Origin of the sequence: Neoaquamicrobium sediminum (genome assembly GCF_013240295.1) — a bacterium.
Classification (GTDB): Bacteria; Pseudomonadota; Alphaproteobacteria; order Rhizobiales; family Rhizobiaceae; genus Aerobium; species Aerobium sediminum.
Genome location: NZ_JABETK010000003.1, coordinates 103,635 through 118,600, shown reverse-complemented (window position 1 = coordinate 118,600; position 14,966 = coordinate 103,635). Strand labels below are relative to the sequence as shown.

Here is a 14,966-nt window from a genome sequence, read left to right as displayed (position 1 = left end):
CCTTGCCTCAAAGCTCGGGAAGAAGGCGTCCTGAACCGCCCCGGGTTTGCCGGAGGCCGTTTCTTTTGAGTCACGCGGCCATGGCTGGTTCTTCCAGCATGGCGTAGTAGCGTTCCTCGGCTTCCGCCGGCGGGATGTTGCCGATGGGCTCCAGCAGCCGGCGATTGTTGAACCAGTCGACCCAGGTCAGCGTGGCGAACTCTACGGCCTCGAAGCTACGCCATGGCCCGCGCCGATGAATGACCTCGGCCTTGTAGAGGCCGTTGATCGTCTCGGCGAGAGCATTGTCGTAGGAATCGCCCACACTGCCGACGGAGGGTTCGATGCCGGCTTCGGCCAGTCGCTCGGTGTAGCGGATGCTGACATATTGAGACCCCCTGTCGGAATGGTGCACCAGGCCGCCGCGGTGGATGGGCCGCCGTTCGTGCAGGGCCTGTTCGAGAGCATCGAGGACAAAGCCCGCATGGGCGGTCCTGCTCACCCGCCAGCCGACGATGCGGCGGGCATAGGCATCGATGACGAAGGCCACGTAAACGAAGCCGGACCAGGTGCTGACGTAGGTGAAGTCCGACAGCCACAGCCTGTTCGGCGCGCGGGGGCATGGAAGACCCGGTTCACATGGTCGAGCGGGCACGGGGCGGCCTTGTCCTGCACCGTGGTGCGGATCGGCTTGCCGCGGATGACGCCCTGAAGGCCGAGGTCGGCCATCAGCCGCTCGACCGTGCAGCGCGCGACGGCGAAGCCTTCACGCAGCATCTGCCGCCAGACCTTGCGCGCGCCATAGACCTCGAAGTTCTCGGCGAAGACGCGCTCGATCTCAGGCCTCAGGACACCGTCCCGCTTCGCCCGCGCCGACAGCTTCTCCGGATCGACGCGCTTGGCGACGTGGTCGTGGTAGGTCGACGGGGCGATCGGCAGAACCTTGCAGATCGGCTCGACCCCATGGACCCGCGGTGATCGTCTATGAACCCGATCATCGTTTGAACGGGCGGTCGAGCTCCGCCTGGGCAAAATAAGCGGAAGCCTTGCGCAGGATCTCGTTGGCCTGCCGAAGCTCCCGGTTCTCCCTCTCTAGCGCCTTCAGCTTTGCCGCCATGTCCGTCGGCACACCGGCGCGCTTGCCGGCGTCTACCTCGGACTTCTTCACCCACTCGTTCAGCGTCTGGCCCGTGCAGCCGATCTTGGACGCGATCGACATGACCGCAGCCCACCGGGAGGGATGTTCATGTTCGTGATCCAGCACCAGCCGCACGGCTCGCTGGCGCACTTCCGGGGAAAACTTGTTCGTCGTCTTGCTCATGATGGCTCCACCTTCTCAGGAGTTGGAGCCTCCGGCAAACCCGGAGCGGTTCATCCACAAATCTAGGGGCTATTCAACGTGCTGCTCCGATGACAGATCGATACCCGTCGATTCAGCCGATGGAGCATCGCTCGCACGCTCGTTCTTTAGCGGCTGAAGAAGCCAGGTCAACACGTTTGACGGGAGCTTCAAGGAGCTGTCTCGATTGCTATTTGCTGCAACTCGTAGTAGAAATACCGGCGAGGAGTGGACGGGGGCGAGCGGACGGAGAACGAGATGACGGAAGATGAACTTCTGACACTCTTAGATCATGCCGCTGGATATAGGCAGATTCTGCATGAGATCCTCTTCGATCTTTCCACGACCGATGCGACGCAACAGCTGCCATCCAACGATGAGCCGCAATTTTATGGCCGGTCGCAGAATGATCTCACTGCACTTGGAGAGAGACTGCTCGGCCGCTAGCCACCCCACTGGCCAGGAACCTGTTAGCTTTGAATCCGTTTCCGGCTTATGGTCTGGCCGGCTCCAAAATCGTTCATCGGAAAGGCGGCACTGAGGCTCCTTGTGACTTCGGTGGGGATGTTCTTGGGCGTTCTTGTTATGATGCTCGTGTTGATTCAGTTATTGTTTATCAAGACAGTGCCTGAGGACCAATTGAGCCCGGATCCAATCGAAACCAATGGCCTCCGGGACGAGGTGGGAGGCAACTGATGGACGCCCTCGATTTTCGGCTGACCTGAATAAATGTCGGGCGAGACACGACAGAGCCAATCTTTGCACTCAAGCAACCGAAGAACCGCGACCACGCCGTTTTGGGTTTGCAGATAGAGTATGGTGGCGCGCACGCTGTCCTCCACCCGTTCCAGGCATGGCTGACAGAAAGGAACCTCCGTAACTGCGTCAGGCATGGATTGGCTTTGCTCACGCAGCCTATCGGTGGAAAGATAGTAGCGAGTCACCATCACCGGGGGCATATAGAGCCCTTCGGAAAGCTGAACCGACAAAGTTGCCTTTTTGCCGCAGCAAACGCACGGCTGCGGGGGACGCGCTGTGTTTGCCATCACGAATAGCTTTGCTGGTTTGATCCCGTTTCAGACAAGATGACGACGTCTCCCCTGATGGCCTCACCGAATCCCGCCAGGGTTTCTTATTCTACGCCGAGAACTGCGGAATGGCTCGACCTTTTCAGTCTTTACTCCTCGTTTAACTCGGCTTGCACGAGCGCACAACGAGCCGACGCCATTCGGGCAACCAAGTTGTCCATCATGGCTTTCATTCATTGCTGCTTCCGGCGGGGATGCAGGCCGAGCCCTCAAGAATGATGCACAGCGCAGGAAAATTCGCTTTGGGTTTGCGCTTGCTCAACGATGCATCGACACCGCCCGATATGAGTTGCCTATAGACGAAACCAGGAGACATTAGTTGATAGTTCGTCCCGAAGATGTCGACCCCTCCCTGATTGATCTGGCAACCAGGACGGTACCTCGCTACACATCCTACCCGACGGCGCCGCAATTCTCGGCAGAGGTCGGGCCGGGTGAATACGCGGCATGGCTGGACGCGGTTGGCGGGACGAACAATCCCGTTTCGATCTATCTCCACGTGCCGTTCTGCAGGTCGATCTGCAACTATTGCGGCTGCACCACGAAAGCGGCGCTTCGCGACGATCCCATCCGCGCTTACGCCGACGTCCTCAAGGAAGAAATCGGCCTTGTGGGAGCCAGAACCGGACGCATTGCCGTGTCGCACCTGCATTGGGGCGGAGGGACCCCGAACATCTTGCCGCCGGACTGTATGGCGGAATTGGTCGAGCTTCTTTCCAAGACGTTCAATTTCAAGGACGACATGGAACACGCGATCGAACTCGATCCCCGACACGTCACCCAAGACGGCATGGCACGCCTTGGTGATCTGGGCGTAAACCGGGTGAGTCTCGGTGTACAGACGCTCGATGACCAGGTCCAGAAGGCGATCGCGCGCGTTCAGCCGCTGGCCGTCGTCGAAGACGCGATGCGCGCGATATCACAGGCCGGCATCGCAGACGTGAACTTCGACCTGATGTTCGGCCTGCCCTTCCAGACTGAAACGTCCATTGAGGCAACCGTCGAGCAGGCGGTCCGTCTGGCCCCCTCGCGGTTCGCTGTCTTCGGCTACGCGCACGTCCCCTGGATGAAATCGCACCAACGCCTGATCGCCGACGAGACCCTCCCCGACGCTAGCGCGCGGATCGCCCAGGCACGGCTTGCGCGCCGTCTTCTTGTGGGGGCCGGCTACGAGGGCGTGGGCATCGACTACTTTGCCCGCGAAAGCGATCCGCTTGTCGCAGCGATGCGGAATGGCACGATGCGCCGGAACTTCCAGGGCTACACGACCGACGGCGCGTCCACTCTCTTAGGTCTTGGAGCGTCATCCATAAGCCGTACCCCCTCGGGCTATGCGCAGAACCTGCCCGACAACGCTGGGTGGCAACGCCGCATCAGGGCGGGCGAACTGCCCGTGGCCCGGGGCAAGGCGATCGATGCCGTGGACAGGATACGTGGCGATGTCATCGAAGCGATCCTGTGCTTCTTCGAAGCCGATCTTGCCGTGATCGCAAAGCGCCATGGCTTTCCACTCGACTTGTTCGGTCAGGACATTGTCAGGCTGGTGAAGGAAATGGGAACACGCATCCGCATCGACGGCTGGCGGATCGCGATAACGCGGGATCCCCACGAAACCGCACGTCTGGTGGCCAGCCACTTCGATGGCTATCTTCAATCGAACGGCCGTTATTCGGTGGCGGTTTGAAAGCATGCGCGTCGTCTGGAGTGCGGTCGGTTATTCTTCTGTGGCGGTTGGCGTGGCTGGAACGGTCCTGCCATTCCTGCCCGCAACGCCATTCTTCATCCTTGCGGCCTACGCGTTCTCGCGCGGCTCTCCCAAGGTCGAGTCGTGGCTGCTGGAGCATCCGCGGTGGGGGCCTGTGATACGGGACTGGAGACGCGGTCGCGCGATCTCGAAGAAGGCAAAGACAGCGTCTATGTCGGTGATCTGCGCTACGCCCGTGCTGTCGTGGGTACTCGGTTTCGAACCGATCGTTCTGGGAATTCAGGTGGTCGTCCTCACCATGGTGGCCGCGTTTATCGCGACGAGGCCCAGCCCAGGCCCCGATGCCCAGCCGTGAGGCTTTCGGGAGACGGTTGACCCTCTCTGGAGACGTCAATGTTCCAGCAGCGGTTCGTAAAGCGCATCGATGAGCGTGTTGGGGAAGGCGACGAGTGCCTCCACGCGCCTGTCGTCGAGTGCCGGACCATGCGTGAGTTTTTTGACCGCAAGCGTCTCTGGCACGCTGGAAACCCGCACGGCTGCCCCGTTTCCGGATTCACCTGCGCGGCGTCGGCCAGTGAGTTGTGTGTTAGAACGTGACGACCGTGGCCAAGTCCTTGAAGACCCGGCTATGCATGTAGGTCCGGTCACCGCCACATTGCGAAGGGTCGGCGTGCGGAACGTTCCGCCCTCCTCGAGGGAAGCAACGGCCGGGTTGCCCCCAAGACCGGGATCGACCGTCCCAAGGGTCACGCCGTTGGCCTCGCGCAGCGCCTTGTTCTCGTGCACGCCGATTTTATAGTAGCGGTTGTCGGTGAAGGTCTCGCGCGGGTGCATGGGGCTGCGGGCGAGCCGATGGCATTGGCGTGGAGTTCGTGAACTGCTCGGAGAAGAAAGAGCACCCGACCCACTTCCTCCTCGTCGCTCCGCGTTGCCTCGCCGAGCAGGAAGCGGCCGTATTTCGAGTCGAAAGGCGCAAACGCATCGGTTCGCTCGAAGGCGGCGACGGCCTGCGTCAGCGCTCCGAAGGCAGCTTCGGGATCGTCCAGGATTCCTGGCCCGAACGTTTCCGCAAAGGCGGCCCGGTAGGTTTCGTTCTCCCGCAGCCGCGCGGCCACTGCCGCCGTGTCCGGCATGCCCATCTCGGCGGGATTCAGCGGCGGCCCGCCAACAGGCTCCTCGAGCATGACAGCGCGTCCGTCGTGGAACAGGCCTCCCCCATCCGCCGTCCGGATCCTTGCGGAGGGGCGGCACGAGGGCGGCGTAGGACGCTGTTTGGGCGTTGCGGTCGCCAAGTGAAGTCGCATCGTCGCCGAGCGACGCGGCGTGACCGCGTGGATCGCCCCACACCGGGAGCGTGGCAGGTGGCGCAGGACTGGGATCGGTTGGCGGGCAGGTTGGGATCGAAGCAAAGCGCCTCGCCGAGAGCTTCCAACGCCGCGGGTTCGGCGGCCGCGACTGTTTGCATGGGCCCCGGGAGGCGAACACCATCGCGCTGCCCGAGGCCAGCGCCGTCGTTAAAGCAATCAGCGGGGCCATCGCAAGCGCGTAGCGCCTCATCCAGGTTTCTCCGTCACCACGGCCGCCAGAACCGCGGCTTCGCGGGGGGACGCCATTGCCCGGGCGGGCCCGACATCCTGTCGGGTGACCACGGGGGTTCGTACGTCACCGCTACCTCCGCAGCCGCCACGCCCGGCACGGCGCAAGCCGCGCGTTCAACACCGTCCTTCAGATAGCCGACGGCCGGGCACCCCCGCGTGGTGGTCGTCATGACCACGTGCGCCGTCGAGCGGTCGTCGACCGCGACGAAGTAGATCAGCCCAAGATCAACGACGTTCTCGCCGAGTTCGGGGTCGATGACCGCGCGTAGCGAATCCCTGACGCTGTCGGCCAGCGTTGTCCGGTCCGTCTGTTCCGGTGCGGCGGTCATGACCCCGTTCCAATACGCACCAGCAAGCGATAGACAGTACCGTCCGGATCGAAGCCACCCCGCCATTCGTGTCCTCGCTGCGTGAGCTGCGGAAACAGGAAGGTCGGTTCCCGGTCGAGAAGGGCTTCCATCACCTCTCCCGCCTGCATGGCCTCCACGGCCCCGAGCACCTTCACCATGGGCTCGGGCGGCATCAGCCCCCGGTTGTCGAGATGCATCAGCGGTGTGGGCCAGCGATCGCCGACGGCTTCGGCCGGGGAAGCTGCCGGCCCGGCAGTCGGCGTGAACAGCACTTCCCAGTCCCCGCCGCCGATCTCCCGGTCCTGATGTGTGAATCCTTTCGATCCGAGTGCCCCGAACAAAGGCACCGGCCGAAACGGAGCGAGTAGGCGAAGACCTTCACCTGGTTTCAGCGACGCCACCGTCTCCATGATGCGGCCGAACGGCTCGCCTCCTCCCGTCAGTATCGGCCGTACGTCCAATTCCACATAGTCGGTCATGATCGTGCTCCTTCAGTGCCCGCCCGGCGCAATTGAGTAAAGCAGGGAAGGTCGCAGCGCACCCCCGGGAAACCTCTGGCCTTCGGCGACGTCGGAGAGCATCCGTGCCCTCACCAGATGAACGACGATGGCGGCGGTCGCCGCCAGCGTGCCGAAGGCCGCAATCCGGAAGGCTGCGGCGCTTCCAAATGCCAGTGCGGCGGTTGCCGCCCAGACCGATGCGAAGTACACGATGAACCACGGTCGAGCCGCTGTCTCAGATACGAGGTCCTGGACCCGCGGCGTGGGAGCGCGGCCAAGGATGGGGCCGTAGCATTCGAGCCAGGTCATGAATGGCACGATCTTGTAGAGCTTCGCCAGGCCAAGGCCGGAAAGCCATCCGAAGGCGACGAGGTAGACCGAAGCCGCGATCCCCCTCTCGGCTCCGACCAAGGCTGTCAGGGGAATGGGCAGCACGACCGCAAACCCGAGCGAGGCGAAGGCGAGCGCAGCTATCCGCATATTGAGTTCCAGTTCCCTGCGTCTGCGTCCGCGATAGAAGTTCACCACGTCCCTGCTATAGAGGGCAGCCGCACCCGCGGCGACAAGCCCCGCGACGAGCAACACGCTCGACACTGACCAAGCCGCAAGAAGGGCCGCCACCCCTCCTCCGACGGCCACGGTTACCGCGCCCAAGGACAACATGAAGGCGACGCGGTTGCCGTTCCCTTGTGGGTCGGGTGAAAGAAGAAACATCGGAAACAGGCGATAGGAGACGCCCACCGCACACATGGCCAACCATCCTCCGAGACCAGCAGCGGCATGAACGGGGACGCCCTGGGCAGCGATGTAGACTAGCGCGGGCGCCGACGTCGTGCCGCCGAGTACCTGCGTGAACACGAAGCCCAGTGTGACAGCGGCCACTAGTCCTGCGAGGCCCGCGGCCACGAAGGCTGCCGGGAGCGGAAGCGGCCGGGACCGCACAAGCGTAAGGCCGATCGCCGTCACCGCCATGGCAAAGCCGAGGCAGAGCAGAAGGCCGCCCATGGGGAGGAACGCGGTCGTCTCCAGCACACCGCCCATCGACATGAAGCCAGACAGCAGCATGGCGAGGCCCACGACGATGAACAGGAGGGCTGGCAGCGTCAGGCCGGCTCCCGCGAGCGGATGGTTCACGAGGACGGGAACGAACTGGAACAGCGCTCCGGCCATCAGCAGGCTCAGCCAGCCGATCGCAGCGAGATGGACGACCACCAGCGTGCCCGGAGCTCTCAACCCGTCGACGGGATATCCGTAGCCCGCCACCATCAAGGCCTCTGTCGCCAGCAACGACACGAGCGCTGCAGCGAAGTAGGCCATGGTCCATCTCGAGAGCGAGGTTCCGGTCATCGGACTTGCCGACCCATCAGGAACCGCAGCAGCATTCGCAGTCGCTGCCTGCCCTAGAGATGAGGACGCGCCAGATGTGCGGACCCCGCTCAACATAAGTCCAGTCGAAGAGATCGGGGGACCGCGTCTGGATCTGATACTGAAGGGGGCGCGGCTCGTGATCGCTGACGATAGCGAAGGATTGGCCCGGCTTCAGAGCGGCCAGCACCGAGAATATCCGAGGATGGCGCTCGTAGGGCGGGAGGGTGCGGACGTCGATGGTGGGGATTTCGGCCAGTTCCTTGGTGGTCATGCGCGAAGCTCCAGAGTTCAACCGCAGGCAAGACGCGAGGTGCGCCGCCAGCTCAGGGGAAACTCTAGCAAACCCGGCACGATGCCTGTTTGTCGAAGCGCAAACTCAGGAGACGGCGAAGCTGAGCTTCGTGCAGGCTTCGTCCGATCACAACAGCCTGATCGCAACCGCCTGCAGGTTCCAGGCCAGCGCTGCCAGAGGCGGAATCGTCACTCCCACAGCAACGGACAGTGCCGCGATCCAGTCGAACCTTCTATCGACCGTCCTGCCCTTGGTGCTTCCTTCATGTCGTCAACGTCCACTCTCGGGCGAGTTCCGGCGCCGGCAAAGGCGCGTCCTTGCCCTGATGGAGGACACGCCCCGCCGCGCCGGTGCACGGCCCCTACTGCCGAAGCGTCGGCGATCGAGGGCGCCGAAAGGGAACTGCATAATGTCAGCCGCGCGCGCGTAAACCTCAGCTGCCGCGAAAAGCGGCGTTCTTTGCGCCAGCGCAACGTCCGAAGCGAGGCTGCCTGCTCTACTGGTTGTTTGACGGAGGCAACACACGAAAATGAACCTTTTGGATATAGACCCGAGCATGAGCGTCGACGAGATCATGCGTCGCTGGCCGGCGACCATCCGTGTGTTCATCCGCAACCGGATGCTATGCATCGGCTGCCCGATAGGCGTCTTCCATTCGGTGAGGGATGCCTGCGAGGCCCACAACCTCGATGAGGAATACTTTTCACGGGAACTGCTGGCGGCCATGAGAGCCGATGACAAGGCCAATGCGTCGTCAGCATTCGAACGAGCGGGAGCTTAAAATGACGATGAACATCCTCGAAAGAATGCAGACGAAGCTAGGGCAGTCCAGCGAAGTCATGGCGCGTGCGGGCGTCAGACTGTTCGAAGGCGGCTACGCCGCGAAAAACGACACGCGCAACGCGATCTGGCGCTGCCTGCTCTGCCGCCACGGCGACGACTGCCGCGACTGGCTGGCGGCGGGACGGACGGACTTACCGGATTTCTGCCCGAACCGCGGAACGTACGAGAAATACGTGGTGAGGCTTTAGCCGCGCAGCAGTTCGGTCTTACTTTCGCCGCCGGTTCTCGGCCACCAGCATGAGTTCGTGCGGATCTGTGACTGTAACTTTCTGGCGGCCGCTTCTCACGAGCCCGTCGCTCTCCCATCCGCTCAGGAGCCTGCTTACCGTGTGGAGCGTCGTTCCAGTCATTTCGGCGATGTCCTGACGGGTGATCGGGAAATCGATCTCGATGCCGCTTTCGGTCTTCCTGCCGGACTGCTTCACGAGCCTCAGTATGGTGTGCGCAATGCGCTGCTCAACCTGCTCCGTCGACATCTCGATGACGCGCGCTTGCGTGTCCTGAAGACGTGACCCGATCGTTAGGTACGCGCTCGCCCCAAAGGACGGGAAGCGCGCCTGCAGTTCCGGCCAGAGGCTGTTGGGCCAGGCGAGCGCCACACAGTCGATCGCCGCCACCGCGGAAGCAGGATAAGTGCTTCGGCCCATCGCGACGGCGATCCCGAACAGTTCTCCCTCGGTGATGTAGCGAGCAACGACCTGCTGGCCTCCGGGCGAGGTCTGGGCCACGCGGATATGACCCGAGAGCAGGAGAAAGAAGTGACCGGCTTCCTCTCCCTGCGAGAACACCTCCGAATCCTTAGGATGGCGGGCAGAGCGGGCAGAGGCGAGTACGCGGTCGAGTTCCTCGCCCGACACGCCTGCAAAGGCCGGCAAGCCCGCTATGAGGGACCTGTCGAGGTGCGGCATCGGCGACATCCTTCCACATTCGTGAGGCGTTCAGCCCTTTTCTACCTGCTGTTTGCTCCACCGCAAACAAGGACATCCTGACGCGGTTTATACAGCTGCCAACGGCCTGATGATGCCGCGTCTTGGAAAGGAAGAAGAAGATGAAAAAGATTGTAGCAATGCTTGCGCTCGGAGCCGCCGTCGTACTCGGGGTGCAGCCCAAGCGGCGGAGATCGAAGTCCACATGCTCAACAAGGGCGCGAAGGGCGCGATGGTGTTCGAGCCTGACTTGATCGTCGCAGCACCCGGCGACACGATCCGCTTCGTGCCGACCGACAAGGGACACAACGTCGAGACCATCAAGGGGATGTTCCCGGAGGGTGCAGAGCCCTTCAAGAGCAAGTTCAACGAGGAATTCACGGTCACCGTCACGGCCGAAGGCGTCTACGGCGTGAAGTGCACGCCCCACTACGCTATGGGCATGGTCGCCCTGATCCAAGTCGGCGAACCTGCCAATGCGGACGAAGCAAAGGCAGTGAAGCAGACAGGCAAGGCCAAGGCCGTCTTCGCCGAGCTCTTCGGCCAGGGGTTGGCCGCCAACTGAACGAGCAGCTCTGTCTTCCGGGAAGGGGACACCCGGAGGCCGGGAAGTGGGGGCGCTTCCCGGCCGACTTTTTGCAGCCTACTCCTGGACGAAGATCGGAGAGCGATCAGCCTATTTGGTAGCTGCTTGGGGCGGAATGGTCTGGCCACTCACCTGTATTTCGTCCATTCCGAAGAATTTGAGAGATCGCTATCATGGATTTGATGGCAAGGTGGCCGACACGATACGACACACGGTCCCAGAATGAGGCATCGCAGTGAAGGCGACTTCGGATTGGGGGATCGAGAAGATCATCTTTCCTACGCAGGCAATATGACCGAAACGGCGAAACGGCAACGAGCGCGTGGTGGTGCTCGTGTGGGGCGGTGGGAAGGTCGCCGACGAGGAGTAGGACGAATTCCATCTTCAGGTTAGAACCGACGCAAACCCTTCCAGCTGGCGAAACGGTCTGTTTCTTGCTGTGCAAGAGTTGCAAGAGTGAAAACGATCAATTGGGTCAGGCCCACGCCACAGGGCAGCCAACACCTGACCTGAACTCACCCGAGCTGGGCTTGGAGTTCGTCCATAGCGATTAGTCGGGTCATTAACGGCTTGTCCTCCACACCGGAAACGAAGCCTCCGCCCAACAATGCTAACCTAGCACTCAGCACCTGCCTGCATCACCGTAGAAGAACAAGCCGATACACGATCTACTGGAAATTGCGCAGCGGGGATTAACGTGCGTGCCGTATTCGGTTGATCAACTCGACTAGAACGTTGCCCTGCAAGGGCTTGGTCAGAACAGTCAGCCCCTTGCTGTGCCCAATTGCAGAGAATCCATCCGCAAGCAGGATGACCGGCCTGATTAACCGGTCGAGCGATCGGCGCCCTGAAGGGTCGACCCGCAACGCGCCTTCGTCGACGACTGCGCACACAGCTTCCGAGGTAATTGGTGACGTTTCCGCCCCCGCAAGCGATGCGTGCGACCCAATTAAGAATCCCTCCGCTTCGAGCACGAACTCCAGTGACCGCCTGAGCTCGCGGTCCGGCGCGATTACTTGGACTACGACGGCTACCAAAGAAGCGTTTCCCGAACAAAGCCGGTGGGCCACGTGCCCGTCCGTCGCCTCATGAAGCAGCAGCGCGCGTCGTGCGCCTTGAGCCAAGTCAAATGCAGCCGGCGGAGACGTGCACCGGCACCGCATAGCACTGACGCAACGGTCCCATTTCGCGTTCATCGAAGCGCGACCTGCGTGTCAGATCATCGAGAGTGTCGCCAGGATGAACCGACTCGTCGTTGGCAGGCAATCGCGCCACAGTCCTTCTCGCTGTGGCAACGGACATTTTGTTTGCGCCTGCGCAAAGTACAACCCCGCATCTTGGTCGATGATGTGGATGCGAAACGCATGACTCAGTGGCGTCGCCCGCCGTGCCGTCCTGCCATGAAAGGAAGACCCTATGGATCAGAATAAAGACACACGCAGCGTTCTTGATTCCGCCGCAAGTGGTGACAAGGAAAGCACGCTACTCCCGATGTTGCTTGGGGGCTCATTCTCATCGTCATCGGCGCCGGCGTTGTCATGACGATCGTCTGACAGCGACGCGGCCCCAGCCTTTCTTCCTCGACTTCGTCGTCTAACGTTTCCGGATGACAATGCTGATCTTCCTTCGATGCGGTCAGTCCCAGACCGGCATCACTGCGCGACCCACAGCCTTAGAGTTGTCGTGTGCGGCTGAATCGCAATGCCAGCGGCCACCATCCCGATCAGCTTCCTGTCCGTCGCATTCATCCTGAAACCTGTTTGGAACAATATGCAGGTCCACGGATTATATGCACGCAGGACCTCCCGGGTCCTGCTCGACAACCCCTAGAACCTTACTCTACGGCCGGCCCCGCGCCGGCCTTTCTTTTTCCTATTGACCTGATGGGACGGCACGGGGCGCCGACCGCGTAATCTCCAAACCGCAAGGCTACATTCCGTTCTCTGCAACGCGAACGATAGTTTGTGCCCAGCCGATCGACCGAAACGCAAAAAGCCATCACCGCGGCTGGCTTCTCCCCAGAAAACCCATGATCAAGATTAGGTGTGAAGGCGAAGCTTTCCTTGACGCAGCCCGAGCCCGCTTTCAGCGCACTGTGGCAAGTCTGTTGGTCGGGTTACGATTTCCGCCTCTCCTCTTCGGCGCGTCGACGCTCGTGCCACTCTCGATCAATCGAACCTTCTTCGGCTTTGTGAAAGAACTGTGAGCAGACCAGCCACCCTTTGAGTGGGCGTAGCAAAAGCGCACACGCTACCAGAGTCGCAGGCAGCGTGGTCAGCACATGTACCCAAAAAGGAGGTCCGAAAGAAATCTGAAGCCACAGCGCGAATGCCAACGCCGGCACCGCCGCTATCGTCATGGCGAAAAAGGCAGGCCCGTCCGCCCAAAAGGCGGTCGAGGCCGCCCACTCCGGTATCTTGCGGCTGACCTGTCCTGAGCCCATTGCCGTACGCCTTACACGGTCAGGATTTATCGACCGCTTCCATGCGCGGCATCCCGATATCCGGGTCCAATTCGTGCTCGCCGATCACTACATCGACCTCGCCAAGGGCGAAGCCGACGTCGCGCTTCGATCCGGGGATACTGAAGGCGAACTGGTCGGCCGTAAGATCGCTGACTCGATCTGGGCGGCCTACGCCAGCCGATCATATGTGGAGCGCCATATCGCGCCGACATCGGTCGAGGACTTAAAGTACCATCCCCTGATCGCGCTTGATGAAAGCCTCTCCCGCCACCGTTTGTCCGTATGGCTACGCGAAGTTGCTCCAGATGCGGGGTTCGCGGCACGCAGCAACAGCGTGCTTGGACTCGTATCCGCTGCCAAGGCAGGGGTGGGCGTCGCGGTCCTACCGATTGCGCTAGGTGATGGCGAGCCGGAACTCGTCCGCGTCCTCGAACCCATTCCCGAGCTGACGCGAGCATGGCGTGTCCTCTCGCATCCTGATGGCCGCCGCCTCCCGCGCGTTGAAGCCTTCTTCGAGTTCGTAGCCTGTGAACTCAAAGCGCTGAAGCCCATCCTGACGGGTTGAACGACCTAGCCCACCATGCTTCCGCACCTCAGTCGCATCCACCCGACCGGATCGGCGACCCAGCGATTAATATCCGGCTCTCTCCAGCCAGCACCGTTGACGCTGGTCCTGACCTGTTGTGGGAAGCGGCCCTCGGCGATCTTGCGGTAGATGATAGAGCGTGAGAGGCCGGTAAGCGCCAGGACGGTCCTGAGACGAATAATGCGGTCGGGTTCGGGCATTATGGATCTCCTTCGCAGTGCTGGCTCTCGTTGAGCCCAGCCAGAACCCGCTGATGCCCGGTTGGCAACAATAAACCGCCCCGGATCGCACGCCCGCGTCCAAAAAACGGCAATTCGGCGGATGTCAGATGCCGAGCCCGCGCCCCCTGCCCAGATCAATGCAGTGGGTAAAGGCAAGCTCACCGCCAAGACTGCGTCCGGTCTCCAACCTGATCCCGAGCTCCAACTTGCGACCGGCGAGGATCGATTCCAGCTGCGGACCGCGCTGGGGGCTCTTTGCCATGTCGCCCATGGCCTGGCGGGTAGCGTTGTAGCCAGTCATGTCACCGACCTGGTATTGACGCTGGCTTGCCAGCTTCAGCTTTTGCCAGTCGTCGACAAAGCGAGCCGCGCGGTGCTGTGGGCTGGTGCGCAGCACCGTCTCGTGCTGGAGCGCCTGGATGGCGCGCTGCAGGCGGCCGTTGCTTGCCTCGCGGACGCGCTCGGGATGCTTGACATAGGCAGCTTCTACGTCACGCCAACCATGCGGTCGAACCGTCTCGAAGGATCTGCGGGCGTCGTTCAGCTGCCGCATCTGTTCTGGCGTGCCGAGCCCCTCTGCATTGCCGTGGGTGAGGATCGCATCGATGGCACGGGCATGCCGCACGAATGCTTTGGTGCGTGCATAGCGCAAAGCCTCCCCGCGGCCTTCAGATGATAGATCCGACTGCGGTGCGAGATTGCGCGCGCGTCCGGTGACCGCGTGATCAGGCATTGCCACTTCTGGCGCCGGCCTTGCCGCATGCTCCTCCCCTCCCCTCCCCTTGTCGGGCCGGCGCCGGGGAGCCGACGCTAAGACTGTTGCGGCGGTGATCCGTGCGCAGAGATCGAGGCGACCGGCGAGGAAGCGGCCGAAACTGCTTCGGTCGGGCAAGACAGCCCAGCGCTGGAGCAAAGACGCAACTCAAGCCCTCATTAAGCTGGCGATGCCACCGCAAGCCAGTGCGAACAGCACGGCGGACCAAGCAGAAACACCCATCGTCAGATAAAGGGCAGTGCCGACAGCGACCATCATCACTGCCGCAACTGCGGCGCGCAGGGAGACGTTTCTCAAGGATGGACGCGCTCGACGCATAGGCCTCTCCGGCTGCCAACGATCACAG

At 62.0% G+C, this 14,966-nt stretch carries 17 protein-coding genes, 2 pseudogenes and 1 other annotated feature; of the genes and pseudogenes, 7 read left to right on the top strand and 12 right to left on the bottom strand.

The annotated features are described in order from the left end of the window. Positions 1-70 precede the first annotated feature (70 nt). Positions 71-1,300 (bottom strand): annotated as a pseudogene (locus tag HK436_RS23275) (IS3 family transposase). Continuing rightward, positions 904-1,019, bottom strand: a sequence feature (AL1L pseudoknot). It overlaps the preceding pseudogene by 116 nt. 276 nt (positions 1,301-1,576) lie before the next feature. On the opposite strand from HK436_RS23275, the gene HK436_RS23270 reads away from it, so the two are divergent. From HK436_RS23270 to HK436_RS23260, 3 genes are all read left to right on the top strand, one after another. Next, complete coding sequence (locus HK436_RS23270; RefSeq protein ID WP_173193927.1) at positions 1,577-1,765, top strand: hypothetical protein; 189 nt, start codon at positions 1,577-1,579, stop codon at positions 1,763-1,765. Positions 1,766-2,725: 960 nt separating this feature from the next. Then, positions 2,726-4,090 (top strand): oxygen-independent coproporphyrinogen III oxidase, encoded by a 1,365-nt coding sequence (hemN, locus tag HK436_RS23265; protein WP_194248635.1) that lies wholly within the window; start codon positions 2,726-2,728, stop codon positions 4,088-4,090. Further along, complete coding sequence (locus tag HK436_RS23260) at positions 4,047-4,466, top strand: YbaN family protein (protein WP_312860705.1); 420 nt, start codon at positions 4,047-4,049, stop codon at positions 4,464-4,466. Before hemN ends, HK436_RS23260 begins: the two co-directional genes overlap by 44 nt. Before the next feature lie 35 nt (positions 4,467-4,501). Here the strand turns inward: HK436_RS23260 and HK436_RS31685 are convergent, their stop codons facing one another. The 7 genes from HK436_RS31685 to HK436_RS23235 all read right to left on the bottom strand — a co-directional run bounded on the left by HK436_RS31685 (position 4,502) and on the right by HK436_RS23235 (position 8,198). Next, entirely contained in the window at positions 4,502-4,645 is a 144-nt protein-coding gene (locus tag HK436_RS31685) for a hypothetical protein (protein ID WP_244649357.1), read from the bottom strand. Between the two features lie 212 nt (positions 4,646-4,857). Further along, positions 4,858-5,343 (bottom strand): cytochrome c peroxidase, encoded by a 486-nt coding sequence (locus HK436_RS31680; protein WP_376769210.1) that lies wholly within the window; start codon positions 5,341-5,343, stop codon positions 4,858-4,860. After that, complete coding sequence (locus HK436_RS33725; protein WP_376769202.1) at positions 5,262-5,576, bottom strand: cytochrome c peroxidase; 315 nt, start codon at positions 5,574-5,576, stop codon at positions 5,262-5,264. Before HK436_RS33725 ends, HK436_RS31680 begins: the two co-directional genes overlap by 82 nt. A gap of 105 nt (positions 5,577-5,681) precedes the next feature. After that, positions 5,682-6,038, bottom strand: a complete 357-nt coding sequence (locus tag HK436_RS23250; RefSeq protein WP_173193924.1) for a metal-sulfur cluster assembly factor — start codon at positions 6,036-6,038, stop codon at positions 5,682-5,684. Next, entirely contained in the window at positions 6,035-6,541 is a 507-nt protein-coding gene (locus HK436_RS23245; protein WP_173194525.1) for a DUF2249 domain-containing protein, read from the bottom strand. Before HK436_RS23245 ends, HK436_RS23250 begins: the two co-directional genes overlap by 4 nt. A gap of 9 nt (positions 6,542-6,550) precedes the next feature. Beyond that, a complete protein-coding gene (locus HK436_RS23240; protein WP_244649356.1) occupies positions 6,551-7,876 on the bottom strand; it encodes a hypothetical protein in 1,326 nt (441 codons plus the stop codon). 46 nt (positions 7,877-7,922) lie between these two features. Continuing rightward, on the bottom strand, positions 7,923-8,198 hold the full coding sequence (locus HK436_RS23235) for a DUF2249 domain-containing protein (RefSeq protein ID WP_173193920.1): 276 nt from the start codon (positions 8,196-8,198) through the stop codon (positions 7,923-7,925). Between the two features lie 577 nt (positions 8,199-8,775). Here HK436_RS23235 and HK436_RS23230 point away from each other — a divergent pair. Next, complete coding sequence (locus HK436_RS23230) at positions 8,776-9,000, top strand: DUF1858 domain-containing protein (RefSeq protein ID WP_312860704.1); 225 nt, start codon at positions 8,776-8,778, stop codon at positions 8,998-9,000. A 1-nt stretch (position 9,001) separates the two neighbouring features. Further along, positions 9,002-9,250, top strand: coding sequence for a DUF6455 family protein (locus HK436_RS23225; RefSeq protein ID WP_173193917.1), 249 nt, complete (start codon positions 9,002-9,004; stop codon positions 9,248-9,250). 18 nt (positions 9,251-9,268) lie between these two features. Here HK436_RS23225 and HK436_RS23220 read toward each other — a convergent pair whose 3' ends face one another. Then, entirely contained in the window at positions 9,269-9,970 is a 702-nt protein-coding gene (locus HK436_RS23220; RefSeq protein WP_173193915.1) for a Crp/Fnr family transcriptional regulator, read from the bottom strand. Positions 9,971-10,193: 223 nt separating this feature from the next. Between HK436_RS23220 and HK436_RS23215 the strand changes: the two genes are divergently transcribed. Then, positions 10,194-10,553 carry a pseudoazurin gene (locus tag HK436_RS23215; protein ID WP_244649355.1) on the top strand — a complete coding sequence of 120 codons (360 nt, stop codon included), beginning with the start codon at positions 10,194-10,196 and terminating at the stop codon, positions 10,551-10,553. A gap of 2,137 nt (positions 10,554-12,690) precedes the next feature. On the opposite strand, the pseudogene HK436_RS23210 reads toward HK436_RS23215, so the two are convergent. After that, a pseudogene (locus HK436_RS23210) lies at positions 12,691-12,957 on the bottom strand (DUF983 domain-containing protein); the annotation flags it as partial. Between HK436_RS23210 and HK436_RS23205 the strand changes: the two are divergent. Then, on the top strand, positions 12,932-13,603 hold the full coding sequence (locus tag HK436_RS23205) for a LysR substrate-binding domain-containing protein (RefSeq protein WP_244649354.1): 672 nt from the start codon (positions 12,932-12,934) through the stop codon (positions 13,601-13,603). The pseudogene HK436_RS23210 and the gene HK436_RS23205 overlap by 26 nt on opposite strands. A 5-nt stretch (positions 13,604-13,608) precedes the next feature. On the opposite strand, the gene HK436_RS23200 is transcribed toward HK436_RS23205, so the two are convergent. Continuing rightward, complete coding sequence (locus tag HK436_RS23200) at positions 13,609-13,824, bottom strand: AlpA family phage regulatory protein (RefSeq protein ID WP_173193909.1); 216 nt, start codon at positions 13,822-13,824, stop codon at positions 13,609-13,611. Between the two features lie 124 nt (positions 13,825-13,948). Further along, a complete protein-coding gene (locus HK436_RS23195; protein ID WP_173193907.1) occupies positions 13,949-14,497 on the bottom strand; it encodes a hypothetical protein in 549 nt (182 codons plus the stop codon). Positions 14,498-14,966: the final 469 nt, after the last annotated feature.

Coding starts and splice junctions, on each gene's coding strand:
- HK436_RS23250 (WP_173193924.1), bottom strand. CDS start 6,038: ATGACCGCCGCACCGGAACAGACGGACCGGACAACGCTGGCCGACAGC.
- HK436_RS23270 (WP_173193927.1), top strand. CDS start 1,577: ATGACGGAAGATGAACTTCTGACACTCTTAGATCATGCCGCTGGATAT.
- HK436_RS23230 (WP_312860704.1), top strand. CDS start 8,776: ATGAGCGTCGACGAGATCATGCGTCGCTGGCCGGCGACCATCCGTGTG.
- HK436_RS33725 (WP_376769202.1), bottom strand. CDS start 5,576: ATGCAAACAGTCGCGGCCGCCGAACCCGCGGCGTTGGAAGCTCTCGGC.
- HK436_RS23240 (WP_244649356.1), bottom strand. CDS start 7,876: ATGGCCTACTTCGCTGCAGCGCTCGTGTCGTTGCTGGCGACAGAGGCC.
- HK436_RS23220 (WP_173193915.1), bottom strand. CDS start 9,970: ATGCCGCACCTCGACAGGTCCCTCATAGCGGGCTTGCCGGCCTTTGCA.
- HK436_RS23225 (WP_173193917.1), top strand. CDS start 9,002: ATGACGATGAACATCCTCGAAAGAATGCAGACGAAGCTAGGGCAGTCC.
- HK436_RS23200 (WP_173193909.1), bottom strand. CDS start 13,824: ATGCCCGAACCCGACCGCATTATTCGTCTCAGGACCGTCCTGGCGCTT.
- HK436_RS23215 (WP_244649355.1), top strand. CDS start 10,194: ATGCTCAACAAGGGCGCGAAGGGCGCGATGGTGTTCGAGCCTGACTTG.
- HK436_RS23235 (WP_173193920.1), bottom strand. CDS start 8,198: ATGACCACCAAGGAACTGGCCGAAATCCCCACCATCGACGTCCGCACC.
- HK436_RS23260 (WP_312860705.1), top strand. CDS start 4,047: ATGGCTATCTTCAATCGAACGGCCGTTATTCGGTGGCGGTTTGAAAGC.
- HK436_RS23205 (WP_244649354.1), top strand. CDS start 12,932: ATGGCGAAAAAGGCAGGCCCGTCCGCCCAAAAGGCGGTCGAGGCCGCC.